Here is a 15,310-nt window from a genome sequence, read left to right on the forward strand (position 1 = left end):
GTTCCCCCGCGCCCCGGTCTGTTGCGGCGCCTGGTGCCTGCCCCGCTGCTCTCGCTGGCGCTGCTGGGCCTGTGGCTGCTGCTCAACCGCAGCCTGAGCGCAGGCCACCTCGTGCTGGGCACGGTGCTGGCACTGGCCATCCCGCTGCTCACCGCCGGGCTGCGCCCGCTGCCGGTCCGCATCCGCAAGCCAGGTGCCGTCTTGCGCCTGGCGCTTGCGGTGGTGGCAGACACCACCCGGTCCAACCTGGCGGTGGCACGCCTGCTGCTGGCACCCGGCCGCAGGCGCCATCCTGCGGGCTTTGTGCACATCCCGCTGGACGTGCGGGACCCCAACGCATTGGCTGTGCTGGCGATGATCGTGTGCATCACGCCGGGTACCGCGTGGGCTGAGATTTCTCTGGACCGCAGCATGTTGCTGCTGCACGTGCTGGAGCTGGACGACCCCGCCACGGTGATCACTGACGTGAAGCAGCGCTACGAGACGCCCCTGATGGAGATTTTTGAATGACCCCCGTGCTGGACTGGGCCCTGCCGGCCGCCCTGCTCATGCTTGCGCTGGCCATGGGCTGCGCGTTGATCCGACTGCTCAAGGGCCCTTCCGCGCAAGACCGCGTGCTGGCGCTGGACTGCATGTACTTGAGCGGCATGCTGGTGATGCTAGTGCTGGGTCTGCTCTACGGCAGCAAGAACTACTTTGAGGCCGCACTGCTGCTGGCGCTGCTCAGCTTTGTCGGCTCCATGGCCATGGCCAAGTTTTTGCTGCGCGGCGAGGTGATCGAATGACCGAAGCCGCCACCACCGCCACCGCTGTTCTTCCGCTGTGGCTGGAAATCATCGTGGCCGTGCTGGTGCTGGCTGGTGCCGCGCTGGCCCTGCTGGGCTCCATCGGCTTGCTGCGCCTGCCGACCTTTTTTGAACGGGTGCACGCGCCCTCCATCATTGCCACGCTGGGCTGCTGGCTGATCATGCACGGCACCGTGCTGTACTTCTCGGTGGCCGACCGCAGCCTGGCGCTGCATGCGCTGCTGATCGCCGTGTTCGTGGCGATCACGGTGCCGGTGATGTCGATCTTTCTCATGCGCGCGGCGCTGTTCCGCGCACGGCAGGCCGGGCGCGACGTGCCGCCCAGCCTGAGCCAACCCAAGGTGGGTGTGAACACGGAAGTCAAAGACGCCTGATCAAAAACTCCTGATTTGATAGCTGCAGGCGCATATAAAACATGCGCTTGCGGCATTTTTGGTTCTTACTTCGCCCCCGAAACACCAAACCCGCCGCCGCCGGGGGTGTGAATCTCGAACACATCGCCCGGCAGCATCTCTGCCTGGCCGATGTGGTCCAGCAGCTCCACCCGGCCATCGCTGCGCACCACCTTGTTGATACCCATGGCCCCCGGCTGACCACCCGCCATGCCAAACGCGCCATGGTGGCGGCCGTTCGACAAGATGCTGGCCGTCATCGGCTCCAGAAAGCGCACACGGCGCACGCCGCCGTCGCCACCTTTCCACTGCCCGGCGCCGCCCGAGCCCTTGCGGATCTCGTAGCCCTCCAGCCGCACCGGAAAGCGGAACTCCAGCACCTCGGGGTCCGTCAGGCGCGAGTTGGTCATGTGGCACTGCACGACGCTGGTGCCGTCAAAACCGCCCGCCAGTTGCCCGTTGGCATCCCACACACCGCCCGCGCCGCTGCCGCCCGAGATGGTCTCGTAGTACTGGTAGCGCGTGCTGCCAAACGTGAAGTTGTTCATCGTGCACTGTCCCGCCGCCATCAGGCCCAAGGCGCCATACAGCGCGTTGGTGATGCAGGTGGACGTTTCCACATTGCCCGCCACCACCGATGCGGGTGGGTTGGGGTTGAGCATGCTGCCGGGCGGGATGATGACGTTGAGCGGCTTGAGGCACCCCGCGTTCAGCGGAATGTCGTCATCCACCAGCGTGCGGAACACATACAGCACCGCCGCCATGCACACCGCCGTGGGCGCGTTGAAGTTGTTCGTCTGCTGCGGGCTGGTGCCGGTGAAGTCGATGGTGGCGCTGCGGCTCGCTGCATCCACCTTCACGGCCACGCTGATCTGCGCGCCGTTGTCCAGAGGCAGCGTGAACGCACCATCCTTGAGCCGTGTGATGACACGACGCACGGACTCTTCCGCGTTGTCCTGCACATGGCGCATATAGGCCTGCACCACGTCCAGCCCAAACTCGGCCACCATGCGGCGCAGCTCCTGCTGGCCTTTCTCGTTGGCGGCGATCTGCGCGCGCAGGTCGGCCATGTTCTGCTGGGGGTTGCGGGATGGATATTCGCCGCTTGAAAGCAGCGCAATCATCTCCGCCTCGCGCAGCACGCCGCGCTCCACCAGCTTCACATTGTTGATCTGTACACCCTCTTCTTCAATGCGCGTGGAGAACGGCGGCATGGAGCCCGGCGTGGTGCCGCCCACATCGGCGTGGTGGCCGCGGCTGCCCACATAGAACGTGGGCTCGGCCTCGTTGGCGATGTAGACCGGCGTAATGACCGTGATGTCCGGCAGGTGCGTGCCACCGTGGTACGGGTCGTTGAGCACGAACACATCGCCGGGCTGCATGCGGCCCGCGTTCTCGCGGATCACGGTCTTGATGCTCTCGCCCATGCTGCCCAGGTGCACGGGCATGTGGGGCGCGTTGGCGATCAGGTTACCTGCGGTGTCAAACAGCGCGCAGCTGAAGTCCAGCCGCTCCTTGATGTTGACCGAGTACGCCGTGTTCTGCAGCTGCAGCCCCATCTGTTCGGCAATGTTCATGAACAGGTTGTTGAACACTTCGAGCAGCACCGGGTCCACCGTGGTGCCCACGGCGTGCTGCACGGCACGGGCCACACGGCGGTTGAGCAGCAGGTGGTCCAGATCGGTCAGTGCTGCTTCCCAGCCGGGCTCCACGATGGTGGTGGCGTTCTTCTCGGCAATGATGGCCGGGCCGGGGATCACATCGCCGGGGCGCAGGTCCTCGCGCACCACCAGGGCGGCGTCGTGCCATGCAGGCACGCCATCGATGCCACCGGTGTACATGCGCACGGTGCTGCGGCGCGGCACCTCGCGCGCGGGCTGTAGCGTGTGGCGTGGCTCCACGGGCGCGTCGCCGGGCACCACGGCCTCGACCGACACAGCCTCCACCACCAGGCCCTTGCCCTGCATGAGGAATGCAAAACGCTGGCGGTAAGCGTTCTCGAACGCGGCGGTGATTTCGGTCAGCGAGCCAAACGGTACGATGAGTGCCGAGTCGCTGCCCTCGTAGCGCACATGCACGCGGCGGTGCACCACGGCAGTGCCCGCGCCCACCTGCTGGCGCTCCAGCTCGGTGCGCGCGGTGGTGGCGAGTTGGTCCAGCGTGGCCTCGATGCCTGCGAGCGCTTCGGGCGCGAGCTTGGTTTCCACCGCCTGTTCACGGATCACGTTCTGGTCCGCCAGGCCCATGCCGTAAGCACTGAGCACGCCCGCCAGCGGGTGCACAAACACGCGCGTCATGCCCAACGCATCGGCCACCAAACAGGCGTGCTGACCGCCCGCGCCGCCAAAGCACTGCAGCGTGTAGCGCGTCACGTCGTAGCCGCGCGCCACGCTGATCTTCTTGATCGCATTGGCCATTTGCTGCACGGCAATCTGAATGAAGCCGTGGGCCACATCCTCGGCCTTGCGTCCGGTCTGTGTGGCGAGGCCTTCAAACTTCTGTGCCACCGCATCGCCATCCAGCGCCTCGTTCGCAGCGTGGCCAAACACCTTGGGGAAGTGCGCGGGCTGGATCTTGCCCACCATCACGTTCGCATCGGTCACGGCCAGCGGGCCGCCCCGGCGGTAGCTGGCGGGGCCGGGGTTGGCGCCCGCGCTTTCGGGGCCGACGCGGAAGCGTGCGCCATCAAAGCCGAGGATGGAGCCGCCACCGGCCGCCACGGTGTGGATACTCATCATCGGGGCGCGCATGCGCACGCCCGCCACCTGGGTCTCGAATTCGCGCTCGAACTCGCCCGCGTAATGGCTCACGTCGGTGCTGGTGCCCCCCATGTCAAAGCCGATGACCTTGTCGTGGCCTGCCAAACCGGCGGTGCGGGCCATGCCGACGATGCCGCCTGCGGGGCCCGACAGGATCGCGTCCTTACCCTGGAACACCTGCGCATCCGTGAGGCCGCCCGACGACTGCATGAAGAACAACTTCACGCCCGGCATTTCGCTCGCCACCTGGTCCACATAGCGGCGCAGGATGGGCGACAGGTACGCATCCACCACCGTGGTGTCACCCCGGCTCACCAGCTTCATCATGGGGCTGGTGGCGTGCGAGGCGCTCACCTGCGTAAAGCCGATTTCGCGCGCGATGCGGGCGGCGGCTTCTTCGTGTGCGGTGTAGCGGTAGCCGTGCATGAACACGATGGCCGCGCTGCGCAGGCCCGCGTCGTAGGCCGCCCACAGGCGTTCCTTCAGGTGGGCTTCGTCCAGCGGCTCGATCACTTCGCCCTGTGCACCCATGCGCTCCTGCGCTTCGACGACTCGCTCATAGAGCAACTCGGGCAGCACGATGTGGCGGTCAAACAAACGGGGGCGGTTCTGGTACGCAATGCGCAGCGCGTCCTTGAAGCCCCTGGTGGTGATGAGCAGCGTGGGCTCGCCCTTGCGCTCCAAGAGCGCGTTGGTGGCCACGGTAGTGCCCATCTTCACGCACTCCACCAGCGCAGGAGTCACCGGCTCGCCGGGCTGCAGGCCCAGCAGGTGGCGGATGCCCGCCACGGCAGCGTCCTTGTACTGCTCCGGGTTCTCAGACAAAAGCTTGTGCGTGACCAACGTGCCGTCCGGGCGCTTGCCCACCACGTCGGTGAAGGTACCTCCACGGTCAATCCAGAATTGCCAGCGGGACAAAGGAGAAGCTTGTTGGGACATGGTAATGCTATCTAATCAATAGCTGCCAGCGCTTTCAATAAATGCGCTGCAGCCCAATTTCATTCAAAAACTCAAAAACCAGGGGCAGGTTGTCACAGCGACGCTGCGGAGCGCGCTGCCTGGTCGTACATGCCCGAGAGCACACGCAGCAAACGGGCCAGCTCGCCAATGTCGCGGTTGAGCGCGTCGTCGGCTTTGAGCGCATCGATCAGGCAGCTCTCGCGGATCTCGCGGTAGCGCTGCACATAGGCGCGGCCGGTGTCGGTGGCGGCGTAGGTGACTTCCTTGCCGTTTTTTTGCGAGGCGACCACGCCCAGGGTCTGCAGCTTTTTGAGCGAGTAGTTCACCAGGTGCGTGTCTTCCACGTTCATGATGAAGCAGATGTCGGCCAGGCGCTTGTCGCGCGCACGGTGCGTGACGTGGTGCAGCACCACCACGTCGAGCGGTGTCAGGTCCTTGAGACCCGCCGCCGCCATGCAGTGCACCACCCAGCGGTGGAACGCGTTGCCCGCCACGATGAGGCCGAACTCGAACTCGCTCATCTCTGCGCTCTGCGCCGACACCAGATGCGCAGAAGAAACAATGGGGCCGGAGTCGGTCTTGGCCTTGGACTTGGCTTCAGGTTTCATGGAAAATTCAGGCCTGTAGGTTCTGCCATTGGCACGGGATATGCATAGGCCATTGTAGGTAAGTCGATGGTAATTTGTTGGCAATTTGTCAGCGTTTAGGCAAAACACCTATCGCAATCGGATCGGCTTCCGATACAGTGATTTGTTACATCCAATCTTGTACATACAACCCTGCGGAGCAATATCCATGAAGCGTCGAATCTTCCCCGTGACCGCACTCGCCCTGACACTGGCTGCGGGCCTGTCTGCCACCTCGGCATTTGCCCAGACCAAGTGGGACCTGGCCGCCGCCTACCCCGCCACCAACTTCCACACCGAGAACATGGTGCAGCTGGCCAGCGATGTGGACAAGGCCACGGGCGGCAAGCTCAAGATCACGGTCCATGCCAACGCCGCGCTGTTCAAGGCCCCTGAAATCAAGCGCGCTGTGCAAGGCGGCCAGGCGCAGATGGGCGAGATCCTGCTGGCCAACTTCCAGAACGAATGGCAGCTGTTTGGCGTGGATGGCCTGCCCTTCCTGGCCGATAGCTACGACGCCTCCAAGAAGCTCTACGCCGCGCAAAAGCCCTTCCTGGAAAAGAAGCTGGCTGAGCAGGGAATGATGCTGCTGTACGCCGTGGCCTGGCCCCCACAAGGCATCTACACCAAGAAGCCGTTGGCCTCTGCCGCCGACCTCAAGGGCATCAAGTGGCGCGCCTACAGCCCTGCCACCGCGCGCATTGCCGAGCTGGTCGGCGCCCAGCCTGTGACGGTGCAGGCCGCAGAGTTCTCGCAGGCCCTGGCCACGGGCGTGGTCGAATCGACGATGACCTCGGGCGCCACCGGTGTGGACAGCAAGCTGTACGAACACCTCAAGTTCTACTACGACACCCAGGCCTGGCTGCCCAAGAACGCCGTGCTGGTGAACAAGAAGGCGTTTGACGCGCTGGACAAGCCTAGCCAGGACGCGCTGCTGAAGGCCGGTGCCGACGCCGAAGCACGCGGCTGGGCCAACAGTGCCAAAGTCAACACCGATACCGTCGCCAAGCTCAAGGCCAATGGCATGGATGTGGTGACTCCACCGGCCGCCCTGAAGGCCGACATGGCTAAGGTGGGTGACACCATGCTCAAGGAATGGCTGGACAAGGCCGGCCCCGAAGGCAAGGCGCTCATCGACGCCTACCGCAAGTAAGCCCAGGCGCCCACGCACATGCGTCGTCTGCTGGACTTTCTGTACGACAGCGCCGCCGCCCTGGCGGCGCTTTTCATGGTCGGCTTGTTGGGGATGGTGCTGCTGTCCATCGCCAGCCGCCAGTTCCACTTCCACGTGCCGGGCACGGATGCCTATGCGGGCTATCTGATGGCCGCATCGGGCTTCTTGGCGCTCGCCCACACCTTGAAGCGCGGCGAGCACATCCGCGTCACGCTGCTGCTCAACTTTCTGAAGGGCGGCGCCAAGAAGGCGTTCGAGATCTGGGCTTTGGCCATTGCCACCCTGCTGGCCGTGCTGTTCGCGGTGTACAGCTGCAAGCTGGCCTGGCAGTCGCACGAATTCCACGACATCTCCACCAGCAGCGACGCCACGCCTCTGTGGATTCCACAGATCGCCATGGCCTTGGGCACGGTGATTCTGGCGATCGCGTTCCTGGACGAGCTGGTGCTGGAGATGATGGGCAAGCGTGTGGATGCCTCCTCTGGCGAAGCATTGCGCAATGAATAACCCCTGCTGCACAACCTACCATGAGTGATCTCGCCATAACCGGCCTGCTCGTACTGTCACTGTTCCTGATCCTGGGCAGCGGCGTATGGATCGGGCTCACCCTCTCCGGCGTCGCCTGGATCGCCATGCAGCTGTTCTCCGCCCGCCCGGCGGGCGATGCGATGGCCGTGACCATCTGGGGCAGCGCCTCCAGCTGGACCCTCACCGCCCTGCCCCTGTTCATCTGGATGGGCGAAATCCTGTTCCGCACGCGGCTGTCGCAAGACATGTTCAAGGGCCTGGCCCCCTGGGTGCAGGCGCTGCCGGGCCGGCTGCTGCATACCAACGTGGTGGGCTGCACCATCTTTGCCGCAGTGTCGGGGTCGAGCGCCGCCACCTGCGCCACCATTGGCAAGATGACGCTGCCCGAGCTGACACGCCGCGGCTACCCCGAGCACATGGTGGTGGGCACGCTGGCCGGTGCCAGCACGCTGGGCCTGTTGATCCCGCCGTCCATCATCATGATCGTGTACGGCGTGTCGGCCGAGGTGTCGATCTCGCAGCTGTTCATTGCGGGCGTGCTGCCGGGCATCCTGCTGGCGGCGCTGTTCTCGGGCTACATCATGCTGTGGGCGCTGCGCCACCCCGAGCAGGTGCCCGCCGCCGATGTGCGCATGAGCTTCATGCAAAAGCTATCCGAATCGCGCAGCCTGATCCCCGTGGTGCTGCTGATCGCGGCCGTGCTGGGCTCCATCTACACCGGCTTTGCCACCGCCACCGAGGCCGCGGCCGTGGGCGTGGTCGGCTCGCTGGTGCTGTCGGCCGTGCAGGGCTCCATGACCTGGGGCACTTTCAAGGACTCGCTGATGGGCGCCACGCGCCTGTACTGCATGATCGCGCTGATCCTGGCTGGCGCCGCCTTCCTCACGCTGGCCATGGGCTACATCGGCTTGCCGCGCCACCTGGCGGAATGGATCGCGTCGCTGGGCTTGAACCAGGCGCAGCTCATCGTGGCGCTGGCGGTTTTCTACATCATCCTGGGCTGCTTTCTGGACGGCATTTCGATGGTGGTGCTGACCATGGGCGTACTCATGCCCACGGTGCAGGCCGCCGGCATCGACACCATCTGGTTCGGCATCTTCATCGTGCTGGTGGTGGAGATGGCGCAGATCACGCCGCCCGTGGGCTTCAACCTGTTTGTGCTGCAGGGCATGACAGGGCGCCAGCTGCCCTGGATCGCCAAGGTGGCCATGCCCATGTTCTTCCTGATGTGTGGCGCTGTGGCGTTGATCTATGTCTTCCCCGGCATCGTGACCTGGCTGCCGCAGCAGATGTCGGCACGCTGAACGCACCTGCCGCCAGCAGGCACAGCCAAGCGGGGCGCCCCCACCGGGGACGCCCCGCTTGGCGTTTTGAGGGATGGAGGGGAGCCAGTCCGACGCTCCAAAAATCCGGCGACAATGGCCCGATGTTGAACGTTATTGCCATCTGCATCGGCGCCTGTGTGGGCGCACTGGCGCGCTGGCGCCTGGGTCTGTGGCTCAGCCCCGGGGGGCTCATTCCCTGGGGCACGGTGGCCGCCAATCTGGTGGGTGGCTATCTCATCGGGGTGTGCGTCGCTGTGTTCCACGCCATGCCGCAACTCGACCCTGTGTGGCGACTGGCACTGGTCACAGGATTCCTGGGCGCACTCACCACGTTCTCCAGCTTCTCTGCCGAAGTCGTTGAGATGCTGATGGTGCAGCGCTACGCCATGGCGCTGGGCACCACTGCACTGCACCTGCTGGGCTCGCTGGGCCTCACGGTGCTTGGCATGCAAACTGCTTCGTATTTCATAGCATCTCGCGCTTGATGCTCCTGCACTAGCACGTCATTTCGTCATCCATTCACGCCACACTGCATGGGCCCTCACCCGCTGCTGCCGGTGCCGCCCCTTTCTTCTCTGTTCATCTACCGATACGCGAGCCCCTCATGGAATCCAACACCCAACTCAACGAACGCCGCCTGGCCGATGCCTGGGCCGAGCTGCACAACCACGCCCACAACGGCAACCCCCTGCAGGCCGATGCCAACCGCATGGCCTTTGCCGACCCCGAATTCATGTTTCGCCGCGAAACCCGGGGCATCCGCTTTCAGCTCGAAATGCTCAAGCCCGACCTGGGCCAGGCCGAACAAGGCATTGAAAGCACTGTGGTGGTGTATGGCAGCGCGCGCTTTGTCGCACCCGACGAAGCCGCAGCACAGCTAGGCGAGGCCGAAGCCAGTGGCGACGCCGAACGCGTGCGCCGCGCACGCCTGGCCGTGCGCAACGCAGGCTATTACGACCTGGCCCGCCAGTTCGCCAAGCTGGTGGCCGACTACAGCGAACGCCAGCGCCCTGCCGACCGCATCTACATCTGCACCGGCGGCGGCCCGGGCATCATGGAGGCCGCCAACCGGGGCGCCCATGATGCGGGTGCACTGAACGTGGGCCTGAACATCGCCCTGCCCCACGAGCAAAGCGGCAACCGCTTCATATCGCCCTCGCTGTCCTTCAAGTTCCACTACTTCGCGCTGCGCAAGATGCATTTCATGATGCGCGCCAAGGCGCTGGTGGCCTTTCCTGGCGGCTTTGGCACGCTGGACGAGCTGTTTGAAGTGCTGACCCTCGTCCAGACCAAAAAGGCCAAGCCTGTACCCATCGTGCTGTTCGGCACCGACTACTGGAAGCGCCTCATCAACTTCGACGTGCTGGTGGAAGAAGGCACGATCTCCGCGCAGGACCTCAACCTCTTTCACTACACCGATGACCCTCAGGAGGCCTGGGACTTGATCCGGGCGTTTTACAAGCTCTGAAAGTTAACCCCCCACCGACGTACGGACGTGTCGGTGGAGTGTTGACGCCTCTTTCTGCTACCTGATGACAGGCGGTGGCGGCGGAGGTGGCGGGCGCAGGATGATGGGCAGGACCGGGATGAACACGATGGGCGGCCGCACCGTCGGCGGCGGTGGCGCCGTCGTGGCTGGCGGCGGTGCGGTTGTCACCGGCGGTGCCGTAGGCCGCGTGGGTGGCGGTGGCGTAGTCGGTGTCGGGGCGGGCGGCGCTGGAGTACCCGGCTGTGGTGTACCCGTGGGAGGTGGTGGGGGCACGGGCACGGGCGCTGGGGGCGGCACGGTCTCTGGCGGCGGTGGAACGGGCACAGGGACCGGCGCCGGAACGATGTAGACAAAGGCGCGGCGCCCCTGCACATCCAGCTGGTCGCCCGCCAGTAAGGGTGTCTGAACCTGGGGCACCGGCAACAACGCACGGGTATGGGTATAGACAGGCAAGTCCTGGTCTGAGACCACCAGCACGGCCTCGCCCGCCGTCACACCCACACAACCCGCCTGGGTGCAGACCTCGATCTCGTCCTGCTCCCCTGAGACGAACACCTGGCCGTTGGCATCGATGGCGAGTAAGAAAGCGGAACCCCGGATGCCCACCACCGCCGTCGGTGTGACCACCTTGTAGTTGGCGGGATTGCGTTTGCCGATGAGCCCCGTGAGGGCGCGCATCCCCCCCCGCAGCAGGTTCACCACAAAGTGGTCTTCGCCCGCTCCTGCACCGTCGGCATATCGGGTGACGGTGAATTGCGAGTCTGGGTACAAGGCCACCAGCCCCCCGTCGGAGAACCGTATCTGTGCCCTTCCTTCGGTGCCGGTGAGCACCACATCTCCACCATCGAGTTCGGCACCTTTGGACAAGCGGGACAAGGTCTCGCCCCGCCGCAGCTGCACGTCTCCAGCCGCGAACTGCACCAGCCCCGCAGCGGCCAGCCCGGTCAGGGGCCAGGCCGCCACCATGCCCATCAGCAGCGCCAGCCGCGCGTATTTTTGGTCTGACGTCATAGACAACTCCCAGGTGCATCGGCACAGGACCAGCCATGTAACAGCATTCAGAACTCCCGGCGCACGGTGATGGAGAACACCCGGCGCTCATAGTCGGTGATGGGCAGCGTGGATGCGTTGCGCGTGAACGACCATTGCGGCGTGACCCGCCACCCAGGCGATGGAGTCCAGTTCAGCCCCAGAGCCACCTGGGCCTGCCGGTCGATACGGGTGACCGCGAAAAACGGGTCCTGCCCGCCGTAGCGCCGGTGTTCCCAGTCCGCACTGGCAAACACCGACCACTGAGGCGTCAGGGGCCACTGCCCTCCGGCACGCAGGCCCCACAACCGGTGGCCCAGCGCGTCAGCACCACTGGCCTGCGCGCGCTCCTGACCACCATACACGCCCCCATAGGCCGATGAGCCATTGCGAAACAGATGGGAGTACGAGGTGCCCACCACGCTGCGGCGCACATTGCGCAAGGCCTGGTCGGGGTAACGCACGTCGAGCACCTGCACAAAGCTGCCCCACTGGCGAAAACCGTCTATGCGGTAAATCCATTCACCCAGCACCCCGCCCATGGTGCGCAGCCGCGTGCCGTCCAGCGCGTAGTAAGACCCTTGGCCAGACGCAATCAGCTCATGGCGCTCGGCCCGCCATGCCAAGCCCAGGGTGCCATCCAGTGCTGTGTGGTCGAACCGGTCTGCGCTGCCCCCATAGTGCCGGGCAGCCCCCACGGCTGTGCCCACCACCGACCAGCGCGAATTGAGTACCGCCCGCCCCCGCAGCCCCGCTTGCGCCACCACATAGTTGCCCGAGGTCGCCAGGGCCTCGGGCAGCAGCGCCCACGCCGGCGTGCCAGGCACTGGAGACTGCAGTTCGCCCACCACGGGCGCTGCGTTGGCATTGGAGTCATGGCCGACGCCCAACTCCACGTAGCCCTTGAGCGAAGAGCGCCCTCCGGCATCCAGGCGATCGTAGGAATACAGAAACTGATCCAGCGTGTGCCCGGCATCCACCGGAATGAGTGCGGCCTGCACCGGCGCGGGCAAGGCCATCACGCCCCGGCGGTCGCCCACCGCCTGCAAGGATTGCCCGAGCGCTACCTGGGCCTCCGTGCTGCCAGGTTGAGCAGCCAGCCAGCGCTCTCGCGCCATGATGGCGCGCGTATATTGCCCGGCGGCATGCGCCGCATCGCCCATGGCGGCATCAAACACCGGGTCGCCAGCGCGCTGGGCCTCCTGCGCATCCAGCAAGCGGAACGCCTGAAGTGCCTGGCCCTGCTGAACCAGCGCCAACGCTTGCTGTACCAGGTCATCAGCCCGCGCCACGCATGACAGACTGCCTCCCCAGGCCAGAACCGCGCACCATGGCAACACGCGCCGTGACCAAATTCGCAGGTACATGAACGCCCCCTCTCGAAACCCGCTGCCGGGTGGGGGCAATTTACACCTGTTTACCCTTTTTGGGGGGACTATGCGGGGTGGTTTTCGCCCATGCGCCACGCCGTCCGTGCACCGGCCCCCACGGCGCAGCCCACCACCCAGAACAGCCCTCCCACCCCAATCACGGCTCCGGCGGAGCCGAACAGCATGGGCATGAGCACGCTGGATGCGTTGATGGCCATGAGCCGCAGGCCCAACGCCTCGCCATGGCGGGCCGGCGGCGTGATCTGGTGCAGCAGGCTCATCACCATGGGCTGCACCGAGCCCAGTGCAAACCCGAGCAGCACCGAACACGCGCCCATCGCCAGCGCGCTGTGCAGCAGCGGGTAGACGCCAAACAGCACGGCCGTAGCGACCATGGCGCCCGCCACCACCACCCGTTCGCGCAGGCGCTCTGCCACGATGGGCATGAGCACGCGGATGACGGCAGCGGCAATCGCAAACGCCCCCAGGATGGAGCCAATGACGGACGCCGACAGGCCCCGCTCGTGCCCCAGCAGCGGGACCACGAAGGTGTGCACGTCCCAGCACGAGGACAAGATCCAGTTGACCAGCAGCAAGCGGCGAAACGGAGGTTCGTTCATCAGGTCCCACGCGCGCTGCGGGGGGCCGCCCGCGGCGGCAATCACGGGCGGCAGCTCTACCGTGTCTCGCACCCAGAACCAAGTGAGCAGGGGCAACACCGCCATCAGGGCAAAGGCGGCGCGATAGCCCTCGGTGCTGCCCGCCGCACTGCCCGCGTTGTCGATCATGAGCCCCGCGCAGAAAGGCCCGATGAAGTTGGACACCGCAGGCCCGATGGCCAGCCAGCTGAACACCTGCTTGAGCTGCGTGGCGTCGTGCGCAGCGCGCCCCACATGGCGCTGCAGTGCAATGGTGGCGGCCCCGGTGGCGCCACCGGTCATCAACGCAGCCACACACAACACCAGAAAGACGGGGAACACCAGCGCCAGCGCAGCCCCTGCCGATGCAAGGGCCACCGCGTAGCCCACGGGGCGCTTCAAGCCGTGCCGGTCCGCATAGCGCCCTGCGGGCAAGGCCAGAAAAACCTGCGTGAGTGCGAACAATGCCAGCAACACCCCCACGGCTGCTGCACTGTGGCCCTCGCGCAGCGCCAGCAGTGGCGCCGCCAGTCGCATGCCCGCCATGCAGGCGTGCACGCAGATCTGCCCCGCAATCAGGCGCGCCAGGGCCCAGTTCACGGCAGGTCGTCCTCGGAATCCAAACCAGGCAATGCCGATGGACCGGCCCCTGCCAGCGGCACGGCCGTGTCGGGCGCAGGCAGGTCCTGCACATCCCGCAGCTTGCGCTGGATGGCGCGGGTGCGCACCCCCACCTCGTCAAACTTCTTGGCGGCGGCATCGATGGATTTTTTGGTGGCCTCGACCACATCGCCAAACTTGGCGAACTCGGTCTTGACCATGCCCAAGAGGCTCCACACCTCGGACGAGCGCTTTTCGATCGCCAGCGTCTTGAAGCCCATTTGCAGGCTGTTGAGCATGGCGGCCAGGTTGGCCGGGCCGGTGATCATCACGCGGCACTCGTTCTGCACGGATTCGACCAGGCCGGGGCGGCGCATCACCTCGGCAAACAGGCCCTCGGTGGGCAGGTAGAGCACGGCGAAGTCGGTGGTGTGTGGGGGCGACACATACTTGGCAAAGATCTTCTTGGCCTCCAGCTTGATCGACGTCTCGAACGCATTGCCTGCCGACTGAATGGCTGCCTTGTCGGCCGCGTCCTGCGCGTCCAGCAGGCGCTGGTACTGCTCCACGGGGTACTTGGAGTCGATGGGCAGCCACACCGGATGCTCGTCGCTCTTGCCGGGCAGGCGGATCGCAAACTCCACCAGCTCATCGCTGCCCGGCACGGTCTTGACGTTGCGCGCAAACTGGTCGGGCGTGAGCACGTTGTCGATGATGGCGCCCAGCTGCATTTCGCCCCAGGTGCCGCGCGACTTCACGTTGGTCATCACGCGCTTCAAGTCGCCCACGCTGCCCGCCAGGGTCTGCATTTCGCCCAGGCCCTTGTGCACTTGTTCGAGCCGGTCGCTCACCAGCTTGAACGACTCGCCCAGGCGCTGCTCCAGCGTGGCGTGCAGCTTTTCGTCCACCGTGCGGCGCATTTCTTCGAGCTTGGTGGCGTTGTCGGCCTGGATGGCGGCCAGGCGCTCGTTGAGGGCGGTGCGCAGCTGCTCGGCGTTGTGCTGGCTGCCCTGCACCAGCCCGGTGAGCTGCTGCGACACGGCGTCTTGCAGCACCGCAAACTGGTTCTTGATCTGAAAGCCGTTGGCTTCGAGCTGGTCCTTGAGCGCTTGCGACATCACTCCCAGCTGCGACTGGGTGTCGCTCTTGAGCGAATCGAGCGTGAGGCGCGTGGCCGCATCCAGGGCTGTGAGGCGCTGCTCCAGCCGCGCCTCGAATACGCCAAAGGCAGCCAACAGCTCGGCGCGGCCGTTGCGGGATTCGGCCACGGCCTGGGCCAGGCGTTCGTCCACGGCATGGCGCAGTGTCTCCAGCGTGGACTGCGTGGTCTGGGTAAAGCCACGCAGTTGCTGGCCCATGCCGTCCAGCGCGCCGTCATTCTTGGCCACCGCAATCTGCGTCGCCTGTGTGGTTTGCTCCAGCGACTGCAGGCGTGCCAGCCACTCGGGCGGCAGGTCCACACGGGGACGGCGCAGCAACAGCACCACCAGAAGGACCAGCGCCAGTGCCAGCGCCGCCAAGAGAACAAGTGTGTCAGTGGCCAAGGTTTACTATATTTTTGATAGCTATCAGCGCATGATTGACTAGCGCATCCGGTCGATTGGAATCGAAACC

14 protein-coding genes are annotated in these 15,310 nt (G+C 65.4%); 8 read left to right on the forward strand and 6 right to left on the reverse strand.

Going from position 1 to position 15,310, the window contains the following annotated elements:
- Positions 1 to 18: 18 nt before the first annotated feature.
- The 3 genes from CLU87_RS11030 to mnhG are packed head-to-tail and all read left to right on the forward strand — an operon-like array spanning position 19 to position 1,180.
- The gene (locus CLU87_RS11030; protein ID WP_099732136.1) at positions 19 to 510 is read left to right on the forward strand and encodes a Na+/H+ antiporter subunit E; all 492 of its coding nucleotides are present in this window, start codon (positions 19 to 21) and stop codon (positions 508 to 510) included.
- The gene (locus tag CLU87_RS11035) at positions 507 to 785 is read left to right on the forward strand and encodes a K+/H+ antiporter subunit F (RefSeq protein WP_099730474.1); all 279 of its coding nucleotides are present in this window, start codon (positions 507 to 509) and stop codon (positions 783 to 785) included. The genes CLU87_RS11030 and CLU87_RS11035 overlap by 4 nt, the downstream gene beginning before the upstream one ends.
- Positions 782 to 1,180 (forward strand): monovalent cation/H(+) antiporter subunit G, encoded by a 399-nt coding sequence (mnhG, locus tag CLU87_RS11040; protein ID WP_099730475.1) that lies wholly within the window; start codon positions 782 to 784, stop codon positions 1,178 to 1,180. Before CLU87_RS11035 ends, mnhG begins: the two co-directional genes overlap by 4 nt.
- Before the next feature lie 65 nt (positions 1,181 to 1,245).
- Here mnhG and CLU87_RS11045 read toward each other — a convergent pair whose 3' ends face one another.
- Positions 1,246 to 4,896 carry a hydantoinase B/oxoprolinase family protein gene (locus CLU87_RS11045; RefSeq protein ID WP_099730476.1) on the reverse strand — a complete coding sequence of 1,217 codons (3,651 nt, stop codon included), beginning with the start codon at positions 4,894 to 4,896 and terminating at the stop codon, positions 1,246 to 1,248.
- A gap of 92 nt (positions 4,897 to 4,988) precedes the next feature.
- Positions 4,989 to 5,525, reverse strand: a complete 537-nt coding sequence (locus CLU87_RS11050) for a winged helix DNA-binding protein (RefSeq protein WP_099730477.1) — start codon at positions 5,523 to 5,525, stop codon at positions 4,989 to 4,991.
- A gap of 187 nt (positions 5,526 to 5,712) precedes the next feature.
- On the opposite strand from CLU87_RS11050, the gene CLU87_RS11055 reads away from it, so the two are divergent.
- The 5 genes from CLU87_RS11055 to CLU87_RS11075 all read left to right on the forward strand — a co-directional run bounded on the left by CLU87_RS11055 (position 5,713) and on the right by CLU87_RS11075 (position 10,038).
- Positions 5,713 to 6,696, forward strand: a complete 984-nt coding sequence (locus CLU87_RS11055) for a TRAP transporter substrate-binding protein (protein WP_060986440.1) — start codon at positions 5,713 to 5,715, stop codon at positions 6,694 to 6,696.
- A gap of 18 nt (positions 6,697 to 6,714) precedes the next feature.
- On the forward strand, positions 6,715 to 7,224 hold the full coding sequence (locus CLU87_RS11060; RefSeq protein WP_056746372.1) for a TRAP transporter small permease: 510 nt from the start codon (positions 6,715 to 6,717) through the stop codon (positions 7,222 to 7,224).
- 20 nt (positions 7,225 to 7,244) lie between these two features.
- Positions 7,245 to 8,549 (forward strand): TRAP transporter large permease, encoded by a 1,305-nt coding sequence (locus CLU87_RS11065; RefSeq protein WP_099730478.1) that lies wholly within the window; start codon positions 7,245 to 7,247, stop codon positions 8,547 to 8,549.
- 122 nt (positions 8,550 to 8,671) lie between these two features.
- Entirely contained in the window at positions 8,672 to 9,055 is a 384-nt protein-coding gene (gene crcB, locus CLU87_RS11070) for a fluoride efflux transporter CrcB (RefSeq protein ID WP_099730479.1), read from the forward strand.
- Between the two features lie 119 nt (positions 9,056 to 9,174).
- Complete coding sequence (locus CLU87_RS11075; protein ID WP_099730480.1) at positions 9,175 to 10,038, forward strand: TIGR00730 family Rossman fold protein; 864 nt, start codon at positions 9,175 to 9,177, stop codon at positions 10,036 to 10,038.
- Positions 10,039 to 10,095: 57 nt separating this feature from the next.
- Here CLU87_RS11075 and CLU87_RS11080 read toward each other — a convergent pair whose 3' ends face one another.
- The 4 genes from CLU87_RS11080 to rmuC form a co-directional block, all read right to left on the reverse strand.
- On the reverse strand, positions 10,096 to 11,070 hold the full coding sequence (locus CLU87_RS11080; RefSeq protein WP_099730481.1) for a FecR domain-containing protein: 975 nt from the start codon (positions 11,068 to 11,070) through the stop codon (positions 10,096 to 10,098).
- Between the two features lie 47 nt (positions 11,071 to 11,117).
- Complete coding sequence (locus tag CLU87_RS11085; RefSeq protein WP_099730482.1) at positions 11,118 to 12,455, reverse strand: surface lipoprotein assembly modifier; 1,338 nt, start codon at positions 12,453 to 12,455, stop codon at positions 11,118 to 11,120.
- 68 nt (positions 12,456 to 12,523) lie between these two features.
- Positions 12,524 to 13,696, reverse strand: a complete 1,173-nt coding sequence (locus CLU87_RS11090; protein WP_099730483.1) for an MFS transporter — start codon at positions 13,694 to 13,696, stop codon at positions 12,524 to 12,526.
- The gene (gene rmuC / locus CLU87_RS11095) at positions 13,693 to 15,240 is read right to left on the reverse strand and encodes a DNA recombination protein RmuC (protein ID WP_099730484.1); all 1,548 of its coding nucleotides are present in this window, start codon (positions 15,238 to 15,240) and stop codon (positions 13,693 to 13,695) included. Before rmuC ends, CLU87_RS11090 begins: the two co-directional genes overlap by 4 nt.
- Positions 15,241 to 15,310: the final 70 nt, after the last annotated feature.

Origin of the sequence: Acidovorax sp. 59 (genome assembly GCF_002754175.1) — a bacterium.
Lineage (GTDB): Bacteria > Pseudomonadota > Gammaproteobacteria > Burkholderiales > Burkholderiaceae_C > Acidovorax > Acidovorax delafieldii.